17 protein-coding genes are annotated in these 24,659 nt (G+C 61.4%); 7 read left to right on the top strand and 10 right to left on the bottom strand.

Annotation, left to right across the window (positions count from 1 at the left end):
- Positions 1 to 9: 9 nt before the first annotated feature.
- The gene (gene rapA, locus DWU99_RS08330) at positions 10 to 2,850 is read right to left on the bottom strand and encodes an RNA polymerase-associated protein RapA (protein ID WP_115477541.1); all 2,841 of its coding nucleotides are present in this window, start codon (positions 2,848 to 2,850) and stop codon (positions 10 to 12) included.
- A 343-nt stretch (positions 2,851 to 3,193) separates the two neighbouring features.
- On the opposite strand from rapA, the gene DWU99_RS08335 reads away from it, so the two are divergent.
- The 6 genes from DWU99_RS08335 to DWU99_RS08360 all read left to right on the top strand — a co-directional run bounded on the left by DWU99_RS08335 (position 3,194) and on the right by DWU99_RS08360 (position 10,560).
- The gene (locus DWU99_RS08335; RefSeq protein WP_267897511.1) at positions 3,194 to 3,781 is read left to right on the top strand and encodes a GspH/FimT family pseudopilin; all 588 of its coding nucleotides are present in this window, start codon (positions 3,194 to 3,196) and stop codon (positions 3,779 to 3,781) included.
- On the top strand, positions 3,778 to 4,275 hold the full coding sequence (gene pilV, locus DWU99_RS08340) for a type IV pilus modification protein PilV (RefSeq protein ID WP_233510974.1): 498 nt from the start codon (positions 3,778 to 3,780) through the stop codon (positions 4,273 to 4,275). The genes DWU99_RS08335 and pilV overlap by 4 nt, the downstream gene beginning before the upstream one ends.
- An 11-nt stretch (positions 4,276 to 4,286) precedes the next feature.
- Positions 4,287 to 5,321, top strand: a complete 1,035-nt coding sequence (locus tag DWU99_RS08345; protein WP_233510976.1) for a prepilin-type N-terminal cleavage/methylation domain-containing protein — start codon at positions 4,287 to 4,289, stop codon at positions 5,319 to 5,321.
- Between the two features lie 13 nt (positions 5,322 to 5,334).
- On the top strand, positions 5,335 to 5,919 hold the full coding sequence (locus tag DWU99_RS08350) for a pilus assembly PilX family protein (RefSeq protein ID WP_233510978.1): 585 nt from the start codon (positions 5,335 to 5,337) through the stop codon (positions 5,917 to 5,919).
- A 67-nt stretch (positions 5,920 to 5,986) separates the two neighbouring features.
- A complete protein-coding gene (locus tag DWU99_RS08355) occupies positions 5,987 to 10,030 on the top strand; it encodes a pilus assembly protein (protein WP_115477544.1) in 4,044 nt (1,347 codons plus the stop codon).
- Between the two features lie 11 nt (positions 10,031 to 10,041).
- On the top strand, positions 10,042 to 10,560 hold the full coding sequence (locus tag DWU99_RS08360; protein ID WP_325048466.1) for a type IV pilin protein: 519 nt from the start codon (positions 10,042 to 10,044) through the stop codon (positions 10,558 to 10,560).
- 18 nt (positions 10,561 to 10,578) lie between these two features.
- Here DWU99_RS08360 and DWU99_RS08365 read toward each other — a convergent pair whose 3' ends face one another.
- The 7 genes from DWU99_RS08365 to DWU99_RS08395 form a co-directional block, all read right to left on the bottom strand.
- Positions 10,579 to 11,265 carry a Fe2+-dependent dioxygenase gene (locus DWU99_RS08365; protein WP_115477546.1) on the bottom strand — a complete coding sequence of 229 codons (687 nt, stop codon included), beginning with the start codon at positions 11,263 to 11,265 and terminating at the stop codon, positions 10,579 to 10,581.
- A gap of 14 nt (positions 11,266 to 11,279) precedes the next feature.
- A complete protein-coding gene (locus tag DWU99_RS08370; protein WP_115477547.1) occupies positions 11,280 to 13,463 on the bottom strand; it encodes a TonB-dependent receptor in 2,184 nt (727 codons plus the stop codon).
- A 280-nt stretch (positions 13,464 to 13,743) separates the two neighbouring features.
- On the bottom strand, positions 13,744 to 15,876 hold the full coding sequence (locus DWU99_RS08375; RefSeq protein WP_115477548.1) for a M13 family metallopeptidase: 2,133 nt from the start codon (positions 15,874 to 15,876) through the stop codon (positions 13,744 to 13,746).
- 136 nt (positions 15,877 to 16,012) lie between these two features.
- The gene (locus DWU99_RS08380; protein WP_233510980.1) at positions 16,013 to 17,527 is read right to left on the bottom strand and encodes a cytochrome-c peroxidase; all 1,515 of its coding nucleotides are present in this window, start codon (positions 17,525 to 17,527) and stop codon (positions 16,013 to 16,015) included.
- A 146-nt stretch (positions 17,528 to 17,673) separates the two neighbouring features.
- Entirely contained in the window at positions 17,674 to 19,416 is a 1,743-nt protein-coding gene (locus tag DWU99_RS08385; protein ID WP_115477550.1) for a phospholipase C, read from the bottom strand.
- A gap of 358 nt (positions 19,417 to 19,774) precedes the next feature.
- Entirely contained in the window at positions 19,775 to 21,535 is a 1,761-nt protein-coding gene (locus tag DWU99_RS08390; protein ID WP_233510983.1) for a M14 family metallopeptidase, read from the bottom strand.
- A gap of 44 nt (positions 21,536 to 21,579) precedes the next feature.
- Positions 21,580 to 22,257 carry a DUF502 domain-containing protein gene (locus tag DWU99_RS08395; protein ID WP_115477552.1) on the bottom strand — a complete coding sequence of 226 codons (678 nt, stop codon included), beginning with the start codon at positions 22,255 to 22,257 and terminating at the stop codon, positions 21,580 to 21,582.
- 157 nt (positions 22,258 to 22,414) lie between these two features.
- Between DWU99_RS08395 and DWU99_RS08400 the strand changes: the two genes are divergently transcribed.
- Positions 22,415 to 23,221 carry a glucose 1-dehydrogenase gene (locus DWU99_RS08400; RefSeq protein WP_115477553.1) on the top strand — a complete coding sequence of 269 codons (807 nt, stop codon included), beginning with the start codon at positions 22,415 to 22,417 and terminating at the stop codon, positions 23,219 to 23,221.
- Here DWU99_RS08400 and DWU99_RS08405 read toward each other — a convergent pair.
- Positions 23,218 to 23,670: a DUF4442 domain-containing protein gene (locus tag DWU99_RS08405; protein ID WP_115477554.1), complete on the bottom strand. Its 453-nt coding sequence runs from the start codon at positions 23,668 to 23,670 to the stop codon at positions 23,218 to 23,220. The genes DWU99_RS08400 and DWU99_RS08405 overlap by 4 nt on opposite strands.
- Positions 23,671 to 23,757: 87 nt before the next feature.
- The gene (gene trxA / locus DWU99_RS08410) at positions 23,758 to 24,621 is read right to left on the bottom strand and encodes a thioredoxin (protein ID WP_233510984.1); all 864 of its coding nucleotides are present in this window, start codon (positions 24,619 to 24,621) and stop codon (positions 23,758 to 23,760) included.
- Positions 24,622 to 24,659: the final 38 nt, after the last annotated feature.

Raw genomic sequence — 24,659 nt, forward strand, 5'->3', positions numbered from 1 at the left:
GCGGCGCTGTCAGCGCAGCGCCAGGAAATCCGGACTCACCACGAAGCGTACGGCATCCAGTCGCAGGCGTGCCTGGGGCAGGGTGCTTAGCAGGGTGGAGCGTTCCTGCTCGACGCTGGCGATTTCCGCATCGCTGATCGATGGATTGACTGCGTGCAGCGCGTGAAGACGCGCCAGTTCGGCGTCCAGAGTTTCCGTTGCCTCGCTAATCGCCGCTGCAATGCCGGCCTGCGCCTGCAAGGCGGCCGCTGCCTCGGCCTTCTCCAGCATCGGCGGCACAAGCTTGGCGAGGAATTTGCGATAGCGCGGTACTTCGATATTCCGCTCGCCGGCCCTGCGTAATGCCAGGTCACTCGGTTGGAAGTTGGCACGCTCCGTCAGCTTGGTGTCGATCGTGACCACGATCGGCTGCGTCGGCAGGAAGCGCTCGGCATCGAGATGGCGTTCGGCCACGCACTCCAGCACGTACACCGCTTGTAGCAGCGCGTTGCGTGCAGGCAACACGTCGTCGACCATGAAGGCTGCGTTGCCGCGTTCGCTGGAAAGCGCCAGATCGAGTGCGCCGAGGGTCATCGGATGATCGAGCCGCAGCAGCGGGAGATCCTCGCGGGCGAGTGCGACATCGCGGGAGAAGGTGACCGATAGCGGGCCTTCGCTGAATCCCGGCAAGGCATCCGTGGACAGGTATTGTGGATCGAGCAGCACGACCTTGCCGCCGAGCTCCTCGGCGTGAATGCCGTACGATTCGAGCAGACGCTGCAGGAACGCATCGCGCGACGGATCGTCGTCTTCGCGACGAAATGCTTGTGCCAGCTCCTCGGCGTGCAGATCGCGGCTTGCGGCCAATTCAAGCAGGTGATCGCGGCCTGCGCGGATCAGCTCGGCCATCTGTTCATGGCTGGCGCGTGTTTCGGCGAGCAATACGTCCAGTTCCTGGTCGCGCTGATCGTCGCCGCGTGCGTGCTCGGTTGCGAGCCGTGCCAAGGTATCGCCAAAGCGACGCAGCAGTTCGCGTCCGTCAGCGGGACTGGTGCGGAATGCATCCACGCCTTCGTCGTACCAGCGGGCCAGCGCGTGCTGTGCGCTGTCTGCCGCCGCGACGATGTGAATGTTGATGTCGTGCTTCTGACCGATACGGTCCAGACGGCCGATGCGTTGTTCCAACAGGTCGGGATCGAGCGGCAGATCCCACAGCACCAGACGATGCGCGAACTGGAAATTGCGTCCTTCCGAACCGATCTCCGAACAGATAAGCAGGCGCGCGCCGTCGGCTTGCGCGAAGTAGGCGGCATTGCGGTCGCGCTGCACGATCCCCAGGCCTTCATGGAAGCGGGCGATACCTGCGCCGGTGCGCGTACGCAGCGCTTCCTCAAGCGCCAGCACTTTGGCCTGGCTACGACAGATCAGCAGGAATTTGTCCTGTGGATGGCGTTCCAGCAATGCAACGAGCCCGTCGATGCGCGGATCGTTGGCGTAATCCCATTCCAGCGCGGGTGCCGGCTGCTGGATGTCGGCGTGGAATTCGGCAAGCAGCGCCTGGCGCGTGTTGTCATCCAGGCCTTCTGTGCCGACGAGATCCCATTCGGGAAGGCGTTTCGGAAAACCGCCGATGCCGGCGCGACGATTGCGGAACATCGAACGGCCCGTGCCATGGCGATCGATCAAGGCGGCCAGCAATTCACGGCTGTGCTCGGGCTTGGTCGTGTCGGCCAGACAGGACTGCAGCGAGGCATCGCCCTCGAACGCCTTGTGCAGTGCCTGCAGCTCGTCGGCGTCCAGCGGCGTGCGTTCCAGCAGTTTGTCGGCGATACGTGAAAGCGACTGGAAACGCTCGGATTCAGCGAGATATGTATCCAGGTGGTGATAGCGCTGCGGATCGAGCAGGCGCAGGCGCGCGAAATGCCCGCTGCGTCCCAATTGTTCCGGCGTTGCGGTGAGCAGTATGACGCCGGGCGTGGCTGCGGCGAGCTGTTCGACCAGGGTGTAGCGAGGGCTGGCGGTTTCCGGCGTCCATGCAAGATGGTGGGCTTCGTCCACCACCAACAGGTCCCAGCGTGCGTCAAGCAACTGCGAAGCGCGTTTTGGGTTCTGTTCCAGGAAGCTGAAATCGGCGATCACCAGCTGTTCGTCGTCGAACGGGTTATGCCCGCTGTCGGATTGCTCCACCGCTTCGCAACGTTCCTCGTCGTAAATGGCAAAGCTCAGGTTGAAACGGCGCAACAGTTCGACGAACCACTGGTAAACCAGCGTATCGGGCAGCAGCACCAGGACGCGCGATGCGCGGCCTGTGGCGATCTGGCGCGCAATGATCATGCCTGCCTCGATCGTCTTGCCCAGGCCCACTTCATCGGCCAGCAGCACGCGTGGCGGATGACGCGACGCGGCGATACCCGCCACGCGCAGCTGATGCGGCACCAGGCCTATGCGCGAAGCGCCGAGGCCCCAGGTCGGCGAGCGGCGTGCATCGGCGCGCCGCTTCAGGCCTTCCAGGCGCAATTCAAAGTAATGGACAGGATCGGTGCGGCCGCCGACCAGCCGGTCATCGGCTTGGCTCACGCTCTGCTCATCGTCCAGTTGTCCCTCATGCAGCTCGCGGCCTTCGCCGCGATAGACCAGCAGGCCTTCGCGCTCCTCGATCCGCTCCACCAGAAAGGCGACGCCTTTGCCGGCCACGCGCTGCCCTGCGCGGAATTCGGCGCGGACGAGCGGGGCGGAATCGGCGGCATAAGGGCGCAATACGCCGGATTTTGCGAAAAGAACCTGGACTCCGCGTCCTTCGACGCGCAGAACAGTGCCCAGGCCGAGCTCAGGCTCGGCGGTGGAGATCCAGCGTTGACCGGGAATGAACATCACTTCTCTGGCAGTCACTTTGATAGAAGAGGGTCGATTATCCGCTTCCCGCATAGCGGAAGAAACCGTGGTGACCGAGTCACCTGGTTTCACCGGAGTGATGATCCGCAAACTGGCTGCCCGCATCGTTAGCTGCCGATGTGTTCCATGAGCACGATATGTCCTCGGTGCAGTCTATTGACCACACGTCGCACGACACGCTTCAGGTGTGATCCCTTTCACACTGCTTAGCCGCTTGTCAGAAAAAACTTACCATTTATCGGAAATGGCTTGTTTTATTGAGGGAGTGGACTGGCATGGAGTCGGGGCGAGAGTAGACTTCCCCCAAAGTGGGGGGAATTTCATGCGAATCTCGTTACGACGCGGGCCGTCGAGGCCTGACGACGGGTTTACGGTTGTCGAGCTGATGATCACGTTGGCTGTGGCCACGATCCTGATGGTGGTCGCCATACCCAGCTTCAACAACATGATCAACTCGAACCGGCTCACCACGGCAGCCAACGAATTGGTTGGCGCATTGAACGCCGCACGCATGGAAGCGATCAAGCGAAATGCCGACACCCAGTTCTGCAGCGACCTCGCTTCCAACAACACTACCGGCACTACCGACGCGCTCGGCAACGCTTGCGGCACGGCCAGCGGTGCCGTGTATGTGCTGACCACCACCACCAGTGCCACGCCAGTGCTGACCGGAGCACCGGACCTGGCAACGCCCGTGCAACTGCACGGCGACATCACCGCCATCCGCTTCCAGGGCAATGGACTGGGGTATTCGCCCAGTGCAATGACCACGCCTTATGACAGCACCACCGCCGGTGGTCCGCTGGCGGACATCTGCACCGCCTCGCTCAGCACCAACAACCACATCCAGATCTTTATGGCGACTGGTTCGATTATTACTACCCAAGTTACCAGTGGGGCTTGCCCATGATGACTGGTCAGACGCAACGTCCGTCCGTTTGCCGCGGCCGTCGATACGAAGCCGGAGTCGGCCTTATCGAAGTACTAGTCGCCGTACTGGTGCTCTCCATCGGCTTTCTGGCCATCGCCGCGTTGCAGGCGCGCGCATTGGCCACCAACAACAGTGCGATGGAGCGGAGCATGGCCACGGTGGCCAGCTACTCGATCCTCGATTCGATGCGTGCCGACATCGCCAATGCCGTGAACGGTTCCTATAACGGCACCGTCACCGCGAATGCGTGTCCGGCGAAGGGCACCACGTTGGCTACTTCCCAACTCCACGAGTGGTGTACGTACGAGCTTGCGCCGCTCGGCAGCACCGCCAGCACCACAGGTACCGTTGCGTGCGCAGCAGCGGCCGGCACGAACTCTGCGTATTGCACGGTCACCATCCAGTTCGATGACAGCCACGGCGGCGACAGCGGCAACAACGCGCAGCAAGTTGTCACCCAGGCCATGCTATGAGCGAGCGTCCCATGATTCGCAAGCAACGACAGAACCGCATGGCGCGTTCCGCTGGGCGTCCGAACGGTTTCACACTGATCGAGCTGATGGTGGCGATGCTGCTGGGCCTGGTCGTGATCGGCGGTGTCACGAGCGTGTTCCTCGCCGGTCAGCAGACCTATCGCACCAACGAGGCACTGAGTGACGTGGAGCAGGGGTCGCGCACCGCATTCGAATTGCTCGCGCGGGATATCCGCGATGCCGGCAACACCGGTTGCGACACTAGTAGCGGGCGCGTTGCCAACGTCGTCAATCCACCGGACCCGTGGTATGCCGATTGGAACGATGCGCTGGTTGGTTACGACGATGCCACGACCGACCCGGCGCTGGCCGGCATCACCGGCAATGGTGCGCCGGTGGCAAAGACAAGTTCGGTGCATGTGCTCAGCACCGCCAATTCCGATGTCACCATTTCACAGGTGCCTTCGAAGGACAGTGCCAGCTTCGAGATCAACGCCGCCACCACTCAGTTGACGACAGGTGAACTGATCATGATCTGCGACTTCGATCATGCCACGATCCTGCAGATCACCAATTACAACGGCGCCACCAACGTGGTCCACGATTCCGGCAACAACGCTACCCCGGGAAACTGTTCGAAGGGATTGGGTTATCCGACGATCTGCACCGGCCCTGCAACCGGCAACGCCTATCTGTTTCCGCCCAATTCACGGGTTGCCGTGCTCACTGCGGAGGTCTGGTACATCGGCACCAATCCGCTGAATGGCCAATCGCTATATCGACTTGACGCGACCTCCGGCGCCGGTGGCGTAACGGCGACACCCCAGGAAATGGTGCGCAACGTCACCAACATGCAGATCGCGTATTTGCAGCCCCCTGGCGCCACTTTCTCCACGGCATCCAACGTGACCAACTGGGCTGTCGTCGATGCCGCGCAGGTCACGCTCACCCTGTTGAGCACCAGTCAGCGCGTCGGCGCCACTAGTTCGGCGCCGCTCCAGAGGTCCTTTACCTCCACCACCACGGTGCGTACCCGAGTGCAATGACATGAAAGCGCCAATGACTTTCTCTTCGTCCATCCGTTCCCGCTCGCCGCGCGCGCAGCGTGGCGTGGCGCTCGTGGTGGCGTTGATCCTGCTGATCCTGATCTCCCTGGTAGGGCTGGCCGCGATGCGTGGCACCATCGTGCAGCAGAAGATGGCGTCCAACCTCTACGATCGCCAGGTGGCGTTCCAAAGCGCCGAGGCGGCGGTCCGTGCGGCAACCGCGCTGATTCCCACCACGCCAACGCTCATTTGGCACAACTGCCAGGCCGGCGGCATCACGTGCCTGCCCAACCCCTTCAACGATTCGACGCTGCCGTCGAGTGCTATCCACTCCGTGCCCAAGGGCACTGCAGCCGGCGACTACACCGCCAGCTCGGTGGCCTTCAGCCAACCCCAGTACGTGGTGGAGAACATGGGCAACTGGGTGGACCAGGCCACCAGCACCGGCTTCGGCAATACCGCCAACTCGCGCAATTACGGCGTGCAGGGCGGCTCGGGCACGAGTGTGTATTACCGCATCACCGCGCGCAGCGGCAACCCGGCCACAGTGGGCGACCGTGCCGTAGTGACCGTACAGGTAGTCATCAAGCAAGGCTGATCGGCGACGCACAACCTGCACGCAGCGCCAGAGGCGATTCGTGCCGACACATTCAGAGTGGAACGACATGAACACGACATCGCAACTGACGCCGACTCCGACTCCGACACCGACACCGACTCCACCGCCGCCGGCCGGTCGTTCCGGACGGGCATCCTTCGGATTGCTCGGCACGGCGTTGTGCGTGGGGGTGCTGGGCCTGGCTTATTTGCCGCCGGCGTCAGCCGCGAAGCCAACGCCGACACCCACACCGACTCCGACTCCGACTCCGACTCCGACGCTCGTTTCCGTGGATCAGCAGCCGCTGACCCTGCAGCCGACCATTCCGCCGAGCATCATGCTGATGATCGACGATTCGGGTTCGATGGCATGGGATTACATGCCGGATGCATGCTACCTGTACGGCGTGACGTGCTCAGGCACGAACAACGGCACCAACCCCAATAACGGCAACGGCGTCGACAGCATCAGCAGCATCACCAACGCCGCCGTCATCGACGCCAGCAACAATGGCGTCTACTACAACCCGAAGGTGACCTACACGGCGCCACCTACGGCCAGCGGTGGTTCGTATGCCACTTACACCGACTTCACCAACGTACCGATAGACGGTTTCGGCACGGTGAATGGCACGGCGAACCTCACCAACTTTTCGAGCCGTGATTTGACGGGTGAAAACAATAACCAAACCAAGACCCTCAGCTATTCGACCAGCGTTTCTGCCAGCAAGTCATGGACCTACAGCGCGGCGTCGGCGTCAAGCAGCGCGTGTAAAGCGACGTACAACGCTCAGACGGGTAGCACCACTGGCTGGTCGAACAGTGATTATTCCGCCAACACCTCCGGTAGCGGTGGAACCTGCACCTTTAGCGTTGGCACGGATTACTACTTCCAGTATTCGACCGGAGCGGCCGCAGGCCCCTACACCACGTACTACGTGGCATCGGCCATGCAGGGCTGCGGCTCGCAGACCAACTGCGTCGTGTCCACCGACACGAGCGGTACGGCCGCGCCCTCGGGCATCGCCGTGGGACAGAACATCGCGAACTGGTTTGCCTACTACCACACGCGTATTCAGATGGCCAAGAGCGGCCTGATGAACGCATTTTCCCAGGTCAGCACGCTGTTCCCCAGCGCGACGCCACGCGTCGGGTTCGGCTCGATCGACGGCGGATGCAACGGCGACGCCGGAAACATGCCGGCGTCCTCCTCGTCGACCTACCAGTACACGGACAATTACAACTGCGGCCAGGGTGGCTCCACGACCAACACCGTCGCCAACGTGCAGCCTTTCAACTCGGGCCAACAGACGGCTTTCTGGAATTGGGTTTCGGCCTTGTCACCGAGCGGCGGCACACCGTTGCGCGAGGCGCTGAACGCGATGGGGGTGTACTACGAAACCTCGCAGCCGTGGTCGACCATGTCGGGAGATCCGAACTATACGTCCTCGCCTAGCACCGAACTTGCCTGTCGGCAGGCCTACACCATCCTCACCACCGATGGTTTCTGGAATGAAGACAACAGCAGTTTCACCAATGCGGGCAATGCGGACGGCACCGCAGGCACGACCATTAACGGACCCAACAATCAGAGCTATACCTATAGTCCGGTAGCGCCCTACTCGGACAACAACAGCGACACGCTCGCCGACGTGGCGATGACATACTGGGAAACGGACCTGCGCCCCAATACCGCCAACGAGGTACCGACCAGCTCGGCCGATCCGGCGTTCTGGCAGCACATGACCACGTTCACCATGGGTCTGGGCTTCACGCCGGTTGGCATCACGCCCTCGGGCACCACGATTTCGCAGATCTTCAACTGGGCGACCGGCGGTGGTTCGGCGATCAGTGGCTTCGGCTGGCCGGCACCGTCCGCCAACTCGCTGTACAACATCGCCGATCTTGCCCATGCCGCGGTGAACGGTCACGGCGGGTTCTTCTCGGCCACCAGCCCGCAGGCATTCGTCAGCGGCATTACCGACTCGCTCAAGCGCGCTGCCTCGCGTGTGGGTACGGGTGCCAGCCTGGCAGCCAACTCCACCCAGCTCAACAATGGCACGGTGGCGTACCAGGCCAACTACTTCTCGGCCAAGTGGAAGGGCGACCTGAAGGCCTTCTCGATCAATTCCAGCACGGGCGTGATCAGTACCACGGCTAGCTGGTCGGCCGCTTCTGCGTTGACATCGAGCGCCACGGTCACCGGTACGGTCTTCACGTATCCCAACCGCAATATCTGGACGTTCAACCCCAGCGCGGCGACGGGTTCGCAATTCGTGAAGTTCGTCAATAGCGGTACCGCGCCACCGTCTTTGTCCAGTGCCGAATTGACGGCGCTGGGCTCCTCCGCTTCCGCGCAAATGACGATGGTGAACTACTTGCGCGGCGATAACACGCTGGAACAGAAGAACAACGGCAGTTACCGCAATCGCGACACACCGCTGGGCGATATCGTGGACTCGCAGCCGGTGTATTCCGGCGCCCCCAACCCCAACGAATTCGAGAACCAGACGTTCACGGGCATCAACGCCGTCGCGCCGAGCACCGATTCCTTCCAGAGCTTTGCGGTAGGTACGGACGACGCCAATGGCAATCCGGTTGCCAGTGCGGCATCCACGCGTACGCCCTTGGTCTTCGTTGCCGCCAACGACGGCATGTTGCACGCATTCAACTCCAGCACGGGCGCGGAAGTGTTCGCTTATTTGCCCGGCGCCGTGATCACGGGCACGGGGGGCGTCTCGACCCTCAATAGTCCCGTCGCCAACCTCAGCAATACCAGCTATGGCTCGGTCGGTGTTCCGCACGAGTTCTATAACGATGGCGAGTTGACCATCGCCGATGCGTATCTGCCGAGTCTTCCCCAGATCAACAATTCGTCCTGGCATACCATCCTGGTCGGCACCTCCGGCCGGGGGCCGGCCGAGGTCGTGTATGCGTTGGATGTGACCAATCCCGGCAGCATCACGCCGCTATGGGAGCGGTCCGCCAGCGACGGCCAGACCAACAGCACGTACATCGGCCAGATGGTGGGCAAGCCGGTGATCGCCAAAGTGGCGGACAACGGTACCGGGCCCGATTGGCAGGTGTTGATCGGCAACGGTTATAACAGCGCCAACGGCACGGGTGCGCTGCTGGAGCTCGAACTTGACAATGGCACGCTCAGCGTCCACGGCACGGATTCGTCCGCGAGCAACGGCCTCGCCGCTCCGGTGGCCTGGATGGACACTCCGAGCGACGGCATCAGCACGAAGGCCTTTGCGGGAGATCTGCTGGGCCGTGTATGGTCGTTCCCGCTGAATGTTGCGAAAACCGGCGCGGCCGATTTGAGCACGGCGGGCTCGTTGCTCTTTACCACCGCGGACCCCAGTGGCACGGCGCAACCCATTACCGCAGGCATGCTAGCGGGCCAGGATCCTGCCACTGGCAACGTATGGCTCTTCTTCGGAACCGGGCGATACCTGGCGGCTACCCCCGACCTGAGCAATACGCAGGTGCAGAGCTGGTATGGCCTCATCGCAGAAACGAGCAACGGCAGTCTCAATACCGGGACAACGCAGAGCCAACTGGTGCAGCGTGCGATCATCTACGAACAGGACGGCAATCCGAGCGCCACGCCGCCGACGCTGGGCGTGCGTGTAGTCACCGCACAGCCGTCGGTCACTGACATGACCGGCAAGCTTGGCTGGTACATGAACCTGGAGCAGCCTGTCGTCAGCGGCGGCGTGACCAGTTACAACGCGCAGGGCGAACGCATGGTGACCCCCAACCAGTTCCAGGGCAACTTGCTGCTCGGCACCACGCGCATACCGATCGAATCCGACAACTGCAATCCTTCAGGCGACGGCTGGGTGATGGCGGTCAATCCGTTCACGGGTACCAATCCGACCGGAGGCTTTTTCTTCGCCAACGGAGGCTCGGGGACGGTAACGCTGCCGAACGGCAGCACCGTGGCCGCGGCGGGCGTGGGCTTCAGCTCGTTGCCCAACAATCCGATCTTCGTCGGTGGCGACATGCTGATGAGCTTCGATAACGGCAGTACATCCAGCCTGATGACCTCGGGCTCTACCGGCGGCACGACGCGTGTATCCTGGCAAGAAGTGGTGAATCAATGAGGTGCGAAGCCATGAATCCATGTAGCGGCAGCGGGGAACTGCGCGATATGACACTACGTCCGTTGCATCGGCATGAGCTTGCGCGCCGCGTCGGCGCGCAAGCGGGCTTCAGCTTGATCGAGCTGATGGTTGTCGTGGCGATCATCGCCGTTCTGGCGGCGATTGCGTATCCGTCATATACGCAGCACGTCATCAAGGCGAATCGCAGTGCGGCGGAGGGCTGCCTGTCGGAGTACTCCAACTACATGGAGCGCTATTACACGACCAATCTCGGCTATAACCAGCAGCCCGCATCGGGGTCGACCGCTGCAATACCCTTTTCGACCCCTGCTCTCGATTGCGCGGCGACGAGCCAGACTGGCAACAACTACCAATACACCGTTCCTGCACCGAGTGCCACGGGCTACACAGCGGAAGCTACGCCTATTGGTACGTTGCAGACAAAGGACACGCTGTGCGGAACGCTTACGATCAATCAGCAGGGCCAGCGCAACATTTCGGGGACCGGCACGCTGGCGCAATGCTGGTAAGCGGAGACGCTCGCCGCCTTAAACGTCCGACCACATCCTCAGCAGGTTGTGGTAGCAACCGGTAAGTCGCACGCGCGCCGATTCGTCGGCGCCGGTCGACGTCAATGTTTGCAGGGCGCTATCGATATCGAACAGCAGCGTGCGTTGTCCATCGTCGCGCACCATGCTTTGCACCCAGAAGAAGCACGCCAGTCGTGTGCCGCGCGTTACCGCATTAACGCGGTGCAGGCTGCTGGCCGGATAAAGAATCATGTCGCCGGCGGCGAGCTTCACGGTCTGCGTGCCGTAAGTATCTTCAATCAACAGTTCGCCGCCGTCGTAACTTTCCGGCGGCGCGAGGAAGAGGGTGGCGGAGAGATCGGTGCGGATTTTGTCGCCGGTGCCCGGTAACAGCCGCACCGAGCCATCGACGTGACTGCCGAAATGCATGCCGCCCTGGTAGCGGTTGAACATCGGAGGGTAGACGCGATGGGGCAGTGCTGCGCTGATGAACAGCGGATGCCGTTCCAATGCGGCGAGCACGATGTCGCCCAGCTCCCGTGCAAGGGCGGAGCCCTCGGCGATCTGCTGGTTCTGCTTGACGTGGATGCCCTGATGCCCGGCGGTGACGCGCCCGTCCACCCATGGCGCATTCTCGGCGTCGAGCTGACGACGAAAATGCGCGACTTGTTCGTGGTTGAGCAGGGCGGGCACGTGCACCAGCATTGCGCTGTACTCCGTCAGAATTTATAGGTGAACGTCAGCATTTCCGTGCGACCGATGCCTGGCACCGAACGTCCGCCGTCCGACTGGATCAGCGCATCGAAATAGCGCTTGTCGGTGAGGTTGATCACGTTGAGTCGCACATCGTAGTGCGGCTGATGGTACGCCAACGTGGCATCCCAGCGGGTGTAACCGCCTACGCTCACGGTGTCGGCATTCGCTGCGTAGCGTTGCGACATGTAGGTGGGGCCGCCGCCTGCTTCCCAGTTCTGCGCGAAGGTGTAGGTGGACCACGTGGTCACCGTATTGCGTGGCGTGTTGGCCGGAATGTTGCCTTGCGTGCCGTCCAATGCCTTGACGATCCTTCCGTCCATGTAGCTGTAGCCGGAGAAGATCTGCCAGTTCTTGGTGATATGTCCGGCCGCACCCAGCTCCGCGCCGCGCACGCGGATGTTGCCGTCCAGCGCGTATTCGCCGGATGAGGTTTGTGTGCGTGCGTTGGTTTGCTCGAGGTTGTACAGCGCTGCGTTGATCGACAGCATGTCTTCGAGCAAATTCCATTTGCCGCCGATCTCGTAGGAGCGGTTTTTCTCCGGTGCCAGATCCTGCGTACCGTTGGTGAGCGTGAGCTGCTCCAGCGACGGATCGAATGACGTGCCGTAGGACACGTAATAGGACTGCTTTTCGCTGGGCTGGTAGATCACACCGCCGCGTACGCTGGTGAAGTACACGGTTTGCTGCGCATAGGCAGGAAGCGAAATCGTATTGCTGATGTGCGCATCGAATTCGTCGCGGCGCACGCCTGCGACAACCATCCATTGATCGCTGAGTTTGATCGTGTCGTTGGCATACACCGCTGCGGTCTTGCCGACCGATTGCGCGTAGTTGCCAACCGTCGTGGTGACATTGGATGGCGTGGATTCCTGCGCCGGATCCAGCAGCGAGAGCAGCGGCAGTCCATTACGCGTGTAACCCTGGTTGTTGTAGGTTTCCCTCGCCAGTTCCACGCCGGTGATCAACGTGTGATGCAGGCTGCCCGTGTCGAATTGGGTGGTCAGGTCGGTCTGGCTGTCCAGAATCTTGTCGTGGATAACGCGATCATGACTGGCCAGCTGCACGTACAGATCCTGCGCCGGCAGGTTGGTCGGGTTGCCCAATGTTTTGTTGAGCGTTACGCCGGCGGCCGTTACCACGCTGTTGGCCGCGGTTTCGCGTGCATGGGTGGTGTAGTCGCTGTAGTCCAATTGCGTGCGCAGGCTTACGTTGTCCGAGAACGTGTGCTCAAGGCGGCCACTGAATTCGTTGACGTCCTGATTGGTGCGGTCGTCGGTGAGGCCGTACCAATTCTTGTAGTTCACGTTGGCCGGGCGGCCGTTGATCGGTGGTAGCCCGTAGTCGGGCATGTCGTGGTTGCGTTGAATCAACGCGGACAAGGTGATCTGCGTGGGCGTGCCGATACCGAAGCGCAAAGACGGAGCGATGCCTTCGTCCTGGTTCTTCTGCACGTCGCGCGTGGTGTGCATGTCCTGGCCATACACGTTCAAACGCGCGGCCGATGTATCCGATAGCGGCTGATTGATGTCGGCGGTGGTGCGGTAGCGATCGCTGGTGCCGACGGTGGCGGTCACTTCGCCAAACGCTTTCAGTTCCGGTTCCTTGGAGACCTGATTGATCACGCCGCCGGTGGAGCCGCGGCCGAACAGCATGGAAGAGGGGCCTTTGAGTACTTCGATCGCGGAGAGATCGAAGGTGTCGCGGTAGTACTGGCCCGGATCGCGGAAGCCATCCAGATAGATGTCCGTGCGCGCCGTGAAACCGCGCAGGTTGATGTTGTTGCCGATCTGGCCGCCTTCGGCGCCACCGATGGTGATGCCTGGGACATTGCGCAATGCGTCCTGCAACGAGGTCGCACCTTGCGCGTCGAGCAGGTCGCGATTCACCACCACCACGGTTTGTGGAATATCGCGCAGCGAGGTGGGTGCCTTCGCGCCGACGGTAGACATGTCCGAGTCGTAATCGTTGCCTACCACGCTGCCGGTGACATGGACCGAGCTGAGCGTCTTGGGTTTGTTGGTGGATGGCTGCGGGTTGGAGCTGTCGCTGGCGGTGGATCTGGAGGTTTGCGCGTGGCTCACCGCGGGGAGGGTGAGGGCCAGGAGCAGGGCTGTTTGCAGGGGCGAAGCACGGAAGTTAGAGGGCATGGCGGGATATCAATGAGTTGGAGGGACTCCGAACAAAGTGGTTGGCTCGCTTGAGCGAGTCGCTGGGCTTGCCCTCCGCGACCCGTCCCAATCCCGCTTGCTGCCCCATCGGTGTTCGTGCAAATGCGAATCGTTGTTATTATCACATGCTGTTACGAAGTTGTGAAGCGGTGGCGCGTTGCCTCCCTGGCCGGCTTGAGGCGCAAAAAAAGCCCCGCATTCGCATGCGGGGCTTTTGACTGTCGAACCGCGGCGAACAGCCCGCGGGCGATCGGGCGAATTACCAGATCTTCACCTGCTTGTCGCCGGAGCGAACCATCGGGTCGGTCGGCTTGCACTGGAAGGCATCGGCGAAGGCCGCCATGTTCGACGGTGCACCGATGGCGCGCAGCGAAGCCGGAGCATGCGGATCGATGTTGAGATACAGCAACGCCTGCTTCTCGCGCGTATTGTTGCGCCACACGCGTGCCCAGCTGAGGAAGTAGCGCTGATCCTGGGTGTAACCGTCGATCTTCTGCTGCGCCTCGGTCGAGTTCTTCTTCAGCGCATCCTGCAGGGCTTCATAAGCCACATTCAAGCCGCCCAGGTCGGCGATGTTTTCGCCCAGGGTCAGCTGACCATTGACGTGCACGTCAGGCTTGTCCTTGAGCGGCGCGTAACCGTTGAACTGGTCGACCAGCTTGCCGGTGCGCTCCTTGAACTGCGCCTTGTCCTGTGCCGTCCACCAGTCGGCCTTGTTGCCGTCGCCGTCGAACTGCGCACCCTGGTCGTCGAAGCCATGGCTGGATTCGTGACCGATCACCGCACCGATACCGCCGTAGTTGATCGCATCGTCGCCGTTGGCATAGAAGAACGGCGGCTGCAGGATCGCGGCCGGGAAGTTGATGGTGTTGGTGCTCGGGTCGTAGTAGGCGTTGACCGTCTGCGGCGTCATGCCCCACTCGGTGCGGTCGGTCGGCTTGCCGATGTGGCCGATATCCCAGTCATAGTTGAACTTGGCGGCGGCCATGACGTCGCCGTAGAAGTCGCCCTGCTTGATGTCCAGGCCATCCCAGCTGCGCCAGTGATCCGGGTAGCCGATCTTGGGCAGGAACTTGTTCCATTTGTCGATGGCTTTCTGCTTGGTGGCGTCGCTCATCCAGTCCAGATGTTCGATGCGATCCTTCAGCGCGGCGCGCACGTTGGTGACCAGTTCCTCCGCACGCTGCTTGGCTTCGGGCGTGAATTCCTTGGCGACATACAGCTGGCCGAGCGCTTCGCCCATCGACGAGTTGACCGAGCCGAGCACGCGCTTCCACTGCGGCTTCTGTTCCGGCTGGCCGGCGAGGGTCTTGCCGTAGAAGTCGAAACGGTTGTCCTGGAAGGCGGTGCTGAGGTACGGCGCGGCATCGTCGATCGCGTGGAAGCGCAGGTAAGCCTGCCACTGCGAGACCGGCGCCGAGGCCAGCAGCTTGTCGAATTCGGCGAAGAACTTCGGTTGCGACAGCGAGAAGCCCTTGTCGATGGTCAGGCCCTGGGCGCTGAAGAATTTCTCCCAGTTGAAGTGCGGCGTGACCTTGTCGGCCTGGGTCACGCTCACGAAGTGGTATTCGTTGTCCAGGTCGCGCAGCTCGGTCGGGGAGAGCGAGGACTTGGCGAGCAGGGTTTCGAAAGCCAGTACTTCGTCGGCCTGTTTCTTCGCATCCGCATCGGAGACGCCGGCCAGCGTCAGCGACTTGGCGACGTAGGCCTTGTACGCATCGCGAATATCGGCCTGCTTCGGATTGGTGTAGTAGTCGGGCGTGGGCAGACCCAGGCCGGATTGGTTGGCGAAACCGATCTGGATCTTGGCGTCCTTGAAGTCGGCGCCGGAGCCGAAATTGAACACCTGCTGGTCGCCCTGGGCGAAACTGTCGTCGATGAAGGACACCACATCGGCGTTGTTCTTCAGCGCTGCGATCTTGTCCAGCTTCGCCTTGATGGGATCGAAACCGGCCTTGTCGCGCGTGTCCTGATCCATGCCTGCCTGGTACAGGTAACCGATCTTCTGCTCGATCGAACCCGGCTTGGCCTGCGCGGCATTCTTGGCGGCGTCGTCGACAATGTCGTGCTGGGTGCTGAGGCTCTTCTCGGCCAGTTGGTCGAAAGCGCCCCAGCGGGTGCGGTCGTTCGGAATCGGGTTGGCGGCGACCCACTTGGCGTTGACGAAACCGTTGAAGTCCTGGCAGGCGTTGACGCCGCTGTCCAGTTCGCTCACATCGAACACGCTGGTCGGCTTGGCGGTGCTGGCGGTGGTGGAAGCGGCGGCCGGTGCGGTGGCCGCCGGGGCCGGTGCGGGCGCCGGAGCCTGAGCCTGTTCCTGCTTGCCGCAGGCGGCCAGAGCCAGAGTGACGCTCGCAGCGAGCACCAGGGGCTTCAAGTGTTTGTAGGTCATGGATATCCCTCGAAGGTTTCAACGAATCGCCCGCAGGCGTTGACGGTCGTGCTGGCCGTTCCTGTGGAATCTCCCCGTTTCCCGGCCATGACCGCTCAAGCTAGGTCAAAGGTCATGGACACTACAGTGTCAAAGGTCAGGGGTCGCGTAGGGGGACGAGAACGGCGGCTGTGCGCGAATACGGAAATGCCAGAGGAGGCCTTCGTCGCATCCTGCCTATTCGCTGGCGTGTGTCGCCGTGCTTGGTTTTTGCCCCCTTGGGCAGGTAGTTGTCGTCCAGTGTATGGAGGAAGGAAATGATGTCCTGGATGTCCCGGGCAGTGAGCGGCGGCGAATCGCCAACATGGCGGTCGAAGGGCGCGTCAGTGGTGTCCACGTTGCCTTGATAGGCGGCAGGTATGTCGTTATAGAGCTCCAGCTTGCCGCTGGCGTCGTGCGGGTAGATCGTCGCCGGCGCGACGCTGCGCAAATTGTAGAAATCGAGTACCTGCGTCAGGGAGTGATAAACGCCGTTGTGAAAGAACACAGCGCGCTTGTCCACGTTGCGCAAAGTGGGCGTGAGGAACATGCCACAGTATTGCGTTTGACGCGCGAGGTCTTTTCGGAACGGGCCGCAGATGCCGAGATCGTAGTAATGCGAATCCCGGTTGAGCACCAGCGTCGTGTTGCGAGGTACACCCAATGCTTCGTATTGAGTGTCGGTGAACAGTGGAGGCAGGCCATCACGACTCGGCTGGCTGAGGTGGCAGCCGGCACAATTGCCTTTCTTCGGGTCGTTGAAAACGCGCAGCCCGCGCAGTTCCGCCGGTGTCAGTCGCGCCTGTCCTTGCAACCATGCGTCGTACTTGCTGGTGAACGGATGAAACGACGGATCTTCGATCTGAAAGCGGCCGATGGCGAACATGGCCTCGGAAACCAGTTGCTCGGGATCGTTGACAATGCCAGGTCCGAACAACAGGGTGAACGATTGGCGATAGCGGCTGTTCGCCAGTTTGTGTGCTACTTCATCGATGCTGCTGTTCGCCATTTCCACGGGATTGAGCAGAGGCAAATAGGCCTGCCGCTGCAGCGAATCGGCGCGGCCGTCCCAGAACAAGCCGCCTTGCGCCACCATGGCGGGCGCGGCAGGCGCCACGCCGGCTTGCTTGGTTGCGCGCGAAGTGCCGCGCACGGATGAAGCGATTGCGTTGAGGTCGGGTGCCACGTCGTTATCGGCTGCATCCGGCCCAATGCTGAAAGGCGGTTGCCGATACAAATACGCAAGCGAGAGCGGCGGCCGATACCCGGTCTGGTGCAGATCCTTTCCACCCTTTTGCACGGTAAGTGCATTGGGCGGGTTGTAGCCATATGCGGGGCTATGGCAAGAGGAGCACGATTGCCGTCCGGAGACTGACAGCATCGGATCGAAGAACAACGACTTGCCGAGTTGCGCAACCGCGCTCAGCGGGTTGCCCTGGGGCAGTTTCAGATGGACCGGATGCGGATTGATTTCGCTGTTATCGGCAGCATCAGTTTGCGGCTGCGTCGCTTGGTTGAGAAACGCGTAGCTGGTGAGGCAGCTGCACGCACAAGCCACGCCAAGCAGGGCTTTGAATAAATGAAACGGCTTACGCTGTACTTGCGTGCGCGATATGCGGGAGTCCGAAGTCAAAGGCATGTCCGAGGCAATAGCGTGATGGAATGCAATGCGGCCTTGGAAAACATCCCTGCTCCGCGACATGTCGCGGAGCAGGGATAGGCCTCATTCGCCATGTGCTGGGCCGGGATCAGGCCATGATCCGGCACCGAGCCTGACGATCAGGAATGCCAGGGGTCACGCTTGTCGATGATCGGCGTACCCTGGTTCGGATCAAGGAACAACGGCGGCGCCAGGTCGAAGCGGCGACGGTTGAAATCGAACATGTTCATGATGCTGCCAGCGGTGGCATCGCTCGAGCCTTGGCCGATGCGTTCGCCATGTAGCCAATTGTCCTCGATGAAGCGCACCACCGAAGCCTGCGTGATTTGCGTGCCATCCACATAATTGACGCGCGCATAAGGCGAGATCACCAGGAACGGCACGCGCGTACCGGGGCCGCAGCGGCCGTTGACGGTTCCACCATTCACACCCACGCCCTGTTTGGCGCCCGTCGCATTGCAGATGCCCGCACCGTTGAGCTGGTCGGCACCGGTGACCGAACCTTCCTGGGTGGTCGCATCGAAGGATGACGTGGTGGGCGAAGCGTAGCGATGGTCGTACCAGCCGTCCGAGTCGTCATAGGTGATGATGACGGCAGTGCTGTCCCAATCGGGCTGCTTCTGCAGGAAGTTGATGAGTTTCACCACGAACTCCTGCTCGTCAAGCGGATCGGAGTTGCCCGGATGCGCGTCATGCACGGCGGCCGGCTTGATGTAGCTCACCGACGGGAAATTGCCGGACTTGACGGCCTTGATGAAATCTTGCACGTCGTACTCGTGATGCACCGGCGTGGACGAGCTGTCCTTGTCATCGGTATAGCCGATCTCTTCCACCGAGGTCGGGCGTGTATGCGCCGGGTTCGAGGTGGTCGCGTAATACTGGAACCAGTTGTGGTGCGGCGTGTAGTCGGTCGAGGCGGCATTCAATACGCTCGAGAAGGTACTGCGCTTGCAACCAGTGGTACCGTTTTCGTTCACGGCCGTCAGGTCGAATCCGCCCATGAAACCGCCCCAGGTAATGCGGTGGGCATTGAGCAGGTCGCCGATGTTTTTCGACGTCATCGACACCGTGTTGCTGGTCGAGGAGCACGAGTCATAGGCCGGATCGGTATCGCCGATCAAGGTCAGGCCGCCCTGGGTGTCAGGGATGGTCGAGGCCGAGCCAAGTACCACCTTGGCGCCGTTGTTGGTGCCCGATACCACGGCAATCGCGCCCGGTGTCGAAGGACCGTAGGTGTCGGTATAGGCGTTGTCGTCCATGGCGAAGTGCTGCGCATAATTCCACATCGCGGTGACGGTGTTGCCGTCGAAGTAACCCATCACAAGGCCATGCGTGCCGAACGCGCCGGTGGTGGTCACCGTGTTATTACCCGTGTAGGCGGGGAAACGGTCGGCGGCGCCGTTGTCGTACGCGAGCTGCTCTGGCGTGTAGCTGTGGTTCTGGCCCTCGGTGTTGGCCTGGGTGCGGTCAAGGCGGAAGGGATTCACCGCGTTGGCGCCGTTGATGGGGTTGAGCTTGTTCGGGTTGTCGTTCAACAGCGCCGGCGAGAGGCCGTCGACCTGGGGCGTGAAGGGCCTGGCTTTGAACGCTGGTTCGCCCGGAGGATTTGCCGCCACCGGATAAGTGCCGAAGTAATGATCGAACGAACGGTTTTCATCGAAGATCACTACGAGATGCTTGATCGGTGTCGCTGTGGGGAGCCGATCTTGGGGTGAGCGGCCGCCGCCGTGCCACGAGGAATGCGCAGAGGAATCGGAGTTCTGATTCGAGTTTGGATTGACCTGGGCATAGGCGAGCGTGAATCCCATCAAGGCGATCGACGCAGGCAAGATTGCCTTGCGAAACATACGAAGACTGAACATGTGAAAACTCCTGGAGTGGGTACGACGACACAGGGTTGGTACAGCACCCATTTCTGCGGATTCCCCCTTACAACAGGCCAGTGGCCGCGCTGATGGCGCAGCCTTTGGCATGCTCCGAATTGAACCACTCGGATATGAACGTTCCGGGACAGCGGAACATGCGCGGGGCTATCACAAGAAACAGGTCTGGCTTTTCCTGTTAGTTCAGTCACTTCCAGAAAGAAATGGCTGCGGTACGTTGTATCGCAGCCCTTTGACGTCTACCGAACTGGCGAGATGTATCACCGGTATCTTTCATTCTCAGTTGGAGCACGAGGCGAACGAGATGATGCGACCGTTCGAGGTGGTGCCCGCGTAATTACTTAGTGCCGAGTATGGCCAATTGCGCCGCATCAAGGCGAAGCACCGGATAGGCGCCAACGGCTTGCACGCTGTACCAGGGCGAACGTTCGAAGAAAAACGCCAGGCGCGCGCGGCTATCCGCGGCGAACGCCGGATCGTCGTGGAGCTTTTGCTCGAACTCGGCTTTGAGTTTCGGATCCTTCGCCATCATCTCGCGCGCCAGTTTTTCCAGCACGCGTGGCTCGCCGTATTCCTTGGTTTCGAAAATGGCGTTGAGGAAACCCCAGCGCAGCAGGGAATCGGGTGCTTGCGGTTCCAGCAGTTCGATCGCGACATTGGCGGCGCGCTGGTTCATCGGCACGATCACGGAGCCGGCCGGTAGCGTGACTTCCGCAGGCACCGCACGCAATGTGAAGTTGCGTAGCATCAGATGGCCTTCGAAGGGGGTGCTTGACCATTGCGGTTCGTCGAGCTGATACGCCGTGGCATCCACTTCCTTCATCGGATGGCCAATACGGCGATAGGCAATGCCATGTGCATCGAGCTTTTCGATGATCGACGTCCATTCGCCGGGCACGACATACGCAGCGGGCGGTGCAATCGAAAGATCGGGCAGAAGATTGTTCCAGTTGTCGATGCGATACGTTTCCGGTCGTGTCGGGTCGTACTGGATCCAGGCGTCGTTGGAAATGTCGCTATGCGTCTGCGTAAACGCGTAACCCTTCAGCTCGAACGGTGCGGGCGTGGGATCGAGCCTGAAGGTTAGTGGCACTTGCGCCTTGGCATCCTGCATTCGCGCGATGGTGTCGGCATCGGCCTTGGCCGTGGCGGCAAGCAACGCGGCGGGATCGCGGTTGATGTCATCGAGCAACACATGCAACAAGTCGTAGACCGCATAGACGCGTACCGCATACGACTTGAGCATATGCGTTTCGACCAGCAGCGCCGGGCGATTTTGCAGCGCTGCGTAACCGGTCGAGAAGCGCGGCCCGGAGCCGAAATTCTCGATACCCTTGCGCGGATCGCGCCCGTCCCTGAATTCCAGATAGATCGACGCGAGATGACCGTGCTTTTCATACGCCGGCATTGCTTCGTCCACGATGGTCTTGTGCTGCCATGCTGCGACTGCCGGATCGAGCTTGTGCGGATCTTCGGTGTACCAGGTCAGGTCGTACTGGTAGTCGGCGCCGTCGGTGGTGTGCACGTCGACCAGAAAATCCGGCAGCCACGTCTGCCACAGCTTCAGCCACGCCTGCATTTCCGGCGCGTCGGCCTTGATGTAGTCGCGGTTGAGATTGAGATATTGCGCCTGGCCGCGAAAACCCATGCTATCGGGGCCGTTCTGGTTGATGCGGTTGTACGGCGAACTGTTTTCGTGACCGTCGACGCTGAAGACCGGGATGTAGACCAGCACGACGTGATCGAGCAGATGCGGATACTTGCCGGCGACGGCGATGTCGCGCAGAAGCATGAGGCCAGCGTCCTTGCCTTCGATCTCTCCGGGGTGGATGCCTGCCTGCAGCAGCACGATGGGCTTGTGCGCGGCACGCGCCACATCCGGCGTGAACGTGCCGTTGCTGCTGGCAATCACGACCGTCATCGGCAGTCCGCGCGGTGTGATGCCGAATGTTTCCAGCTTGATCTTGTCAGGTGCCGCCTGTTGCAAACGTTGCAGGTAGGCCTGCGTTTGCTCGTAGCTCGGCGTGGTGCGGAAATGCGAGGATTCGGCGGGCGTGGTCCAGTCGGTGTCGTGCGGGCCTGCAGCGTGTGTGCTCATGGCGATGACTCCCAAGAGAATGGACAGCAACACCCGACACTTGGTCATGCACGATCCCCTGGTGCCTCGGACTGCAATGTGGCCGGTGAGGCCGGAATGGTTTCCGGCGCTACGGCGCCGCCGGAAATGATGAAGGCCATGGCTTGATCCATCGTCCAGTCGGTCGGCGTGAGTTCGTCCACCGGTACCACTTCCAGGTAGCCGCCGGTCGGATTGGGCGTTGTGGGAATGTAGACCGCTGCCATGTCGCGGCCAGTGCCTTCCTCTTGCATCACGCGCGTGACAAAACCGACCACCTTCATGCCTTTGCGCGGGAAATCCACCAGCACGACGCGCTGCAGTCCGCTGGGCTTGTTCTGCAAAACGGCCATCAATTTCTTGGTGCCGCCGTAGATCGTCTGCACCAGCGGAATACGTTGCAGCACGGTGTCAAAGGCATGCAACAAACGCTGTCCGATGACGCGTGTGGCGAGAAAACCGATCAGGTACAGCGCGATCAGCGTAAGCAGCAAGGCCAGCGTGTAAGTCATCCAGCTTTGGTTGAGCTGATCGGCTATTTGCGGTTCCCAAAGATTCAAGGCGCTTACCAGTCCGGCAACCAACGGCGCGCCCAATCCGGCGAGCAGGTCGAAGATGAATTTGAAGACCAGCCACGTGATCCATAACGGCATGAAGGTCAGGAGTCCGGTGAAGAGATAACGTTTCAGGCGTAACCGCGGCATGGGGATTCTTGAGGAGTAGGTGGATGGACTTATTGTAGGGGACCGGCACTCACGCCATCAGGATGTGCACTCCGTAAGCAAAAATGACATGTCGCACTTGAGCGGATTTGGCCCTTGGAACACCATGCACCGTTCTGGGCGCTAACAGGGGAAGCGCATGGGTCGTCTGGAAGGCAAAGTGGCGCTCGTAACCGGTGCCGCGCGCGGTATTGGCGAAGCCATCGCGCGCACGTTCGCCGCCGAAGGGGCACTGGTCGTTCTCAGCGATATTCGCGATGCCGAGGGACAGGCCGCGGCGAAAGCCATCGGCCCCGGCGCTTCCTATGCGCATCTGGACGTGCGCATCGAACTCGACTGGAAGCGCGCCATCGTGCAGATCATGCTCGATCATGGCCGGCTCGACATTTTGGTCAACAATGCGGGCGTGACCGGATTTGAAGACGGCATGCGCCTGCACGATCCCGAGCACGCGACGCTGGAGGACTGGCACGCGGTTCATCGCACCAATCTGGACGGTGTTTTCCTGGGTTGCCGGCAGGCGATCCGAGCCATGCGCGAACAAGGTTCGGGATCGATCATCAATATTTCCTCGCGCTCCGGTCTCGTAGGCATTCCCGCCGCTGCCGCGTATGCATCGTCCAAGGCGGCGGTGCGCAATCACACCAAGACGGTGGCCTTGTATTGCGCGGAGCAGGGGCTGGGTATCCGCTGCAACTCGATCCATCCCGCGGCGATCCTTACGCCCATGTGGGAACCGATGCTGGGTCGGGGACCCGAACGCGAAGCGAACATGCGCGCCTGTGTGCATGACACGCCGATGCGCCGTTTCGGTACGCCGGAAGAAGTTGCGGCCATCGCCTTGCTGCTCGCGTCGGACGAGGCGGCCTACATGACTGGCACGGAGCTCAACATCGACGGTGGCATCCTCGCCGGCAGCGCGGCGATGCCGGCATTGGAAAGCTAACGTTCGCGCGGCTTCAGGCGCACGTAGATTTGTTTGCGCACTGTCGCAACCACTTCGCCAGCGGCGGTCTTCAGGGGGATTTCAAACCAGCGAAGTACCTTTTCACCGCCGGCGGCAGCATTGCGTAATTCGTCGATGACGTCAGGTTCGAGCTTGAAGTGTGCGTAGACATCGGCGCGCCCGGGTGCAACGAAGTCGATCGTGCCCGCCTTGTCCCACACGAAGTGATCCTTGCCCAGGTGGTGCAGGATCAGCAGCATCCAGAACGGATCGGCCATCGCGAACAGGTTGCCGCCGAACTGTGTGCGCACGTAATTGCGATTCCAAGGACGCAGCCGCAACACCACACGTGCTTCGGTGTAGTCGTCATCCAGGCTGAGCAGGCGAATGCTGTTGAAGAAAAACGGCGGCCAGACATTCAGCAGACGACGAAAGGTGGACGCGCGCATCGACAAATCCTGGGGAGGGATGCGCGCAGCCTACCATACTCATGCGTATGGACAATGCTTCCGACGTGCGATGGGGGTTTGTGACGTTTAGAACAACAGCGACGCCATTCGCCTGCGATAACGGCCAACGAGTTCGGCGTCCTCGAGCGTATTGAAGGCGGCCAGCAGGCGCTTCTTGGCCTGGCCATCGTTCCAGTCGCGCGCCTTCTCCAGCATCAACAGCCAATGCTCAAGGCCGGCAGCCGGGTCGTTGCCGAGCAGCAGCCGAACGCCGAGAAGATCGTGGGCTTCCCAATCCTTTGGATTCGCCTGCACGCGGTGTTGCAGCGTTTCCAGCGCAGGCGCACCTTCGAGCGAGCGGGAGAGATCTAGCTGATTGCGCAAGCGCACCGCACGCGCATCCGTCGCCAGATTGGCGGGCAGTGCATTGAGCTCGGCTTCCGCCGCCGAAGCGCGGCCGGCCTGCGCCAACGCAATCGCCAGGTCGAGCTTGAGTTCGGGACGATCCGGTTCGGCGGCGATCGCCTGCTGAAGGCGATTGATGGCCTGTTCGGGCGTTTCCGGCGCAGCTTCCTCGAACACTTCCTCCACATCGCCGTCCACGGGTTGCAGGTGGCGTGAAAGAAACTCGCGCAGCTGACCCTCGGGCAAGGCGCCTGCGAAGCCATCCAGAATCTGGCCGTCTTTCACCAGCATCACGGTGGGAATGCTGCGGATGCCGAAAACGCCCGCCAGCTCCTGGTTCTTGTCCACGTCCACCTTGCCCAGGCGGAAGGCGCCGTTGTACTCGGTGGCCAGTTTTTCCAGCAAGGGTCCCAGCGATTTGCAGGGGCCACACCAGGTCGCCCAGAAATCCACCAAGACCGGGGTCTTGAGCGACGCCTGCAGCACCTCTGCTTCGAAGTTGTTCTGATCTACATCGAAAATGTGCGAGGTGACGGTGGCGTTCACAAAGGGGCTCCCTAGGATGATCCCCAACCAAATCGGGG

The organism is Dyella psychrodurans, from assembly GCF_003363265.1.
Lineage (GTDB): Bacteria > Pseudomonadota > Gammaproteobacteria > Xanthomonadales > Rhodanobacteraceae > Dyella_B > Dyella_B psychrodurans.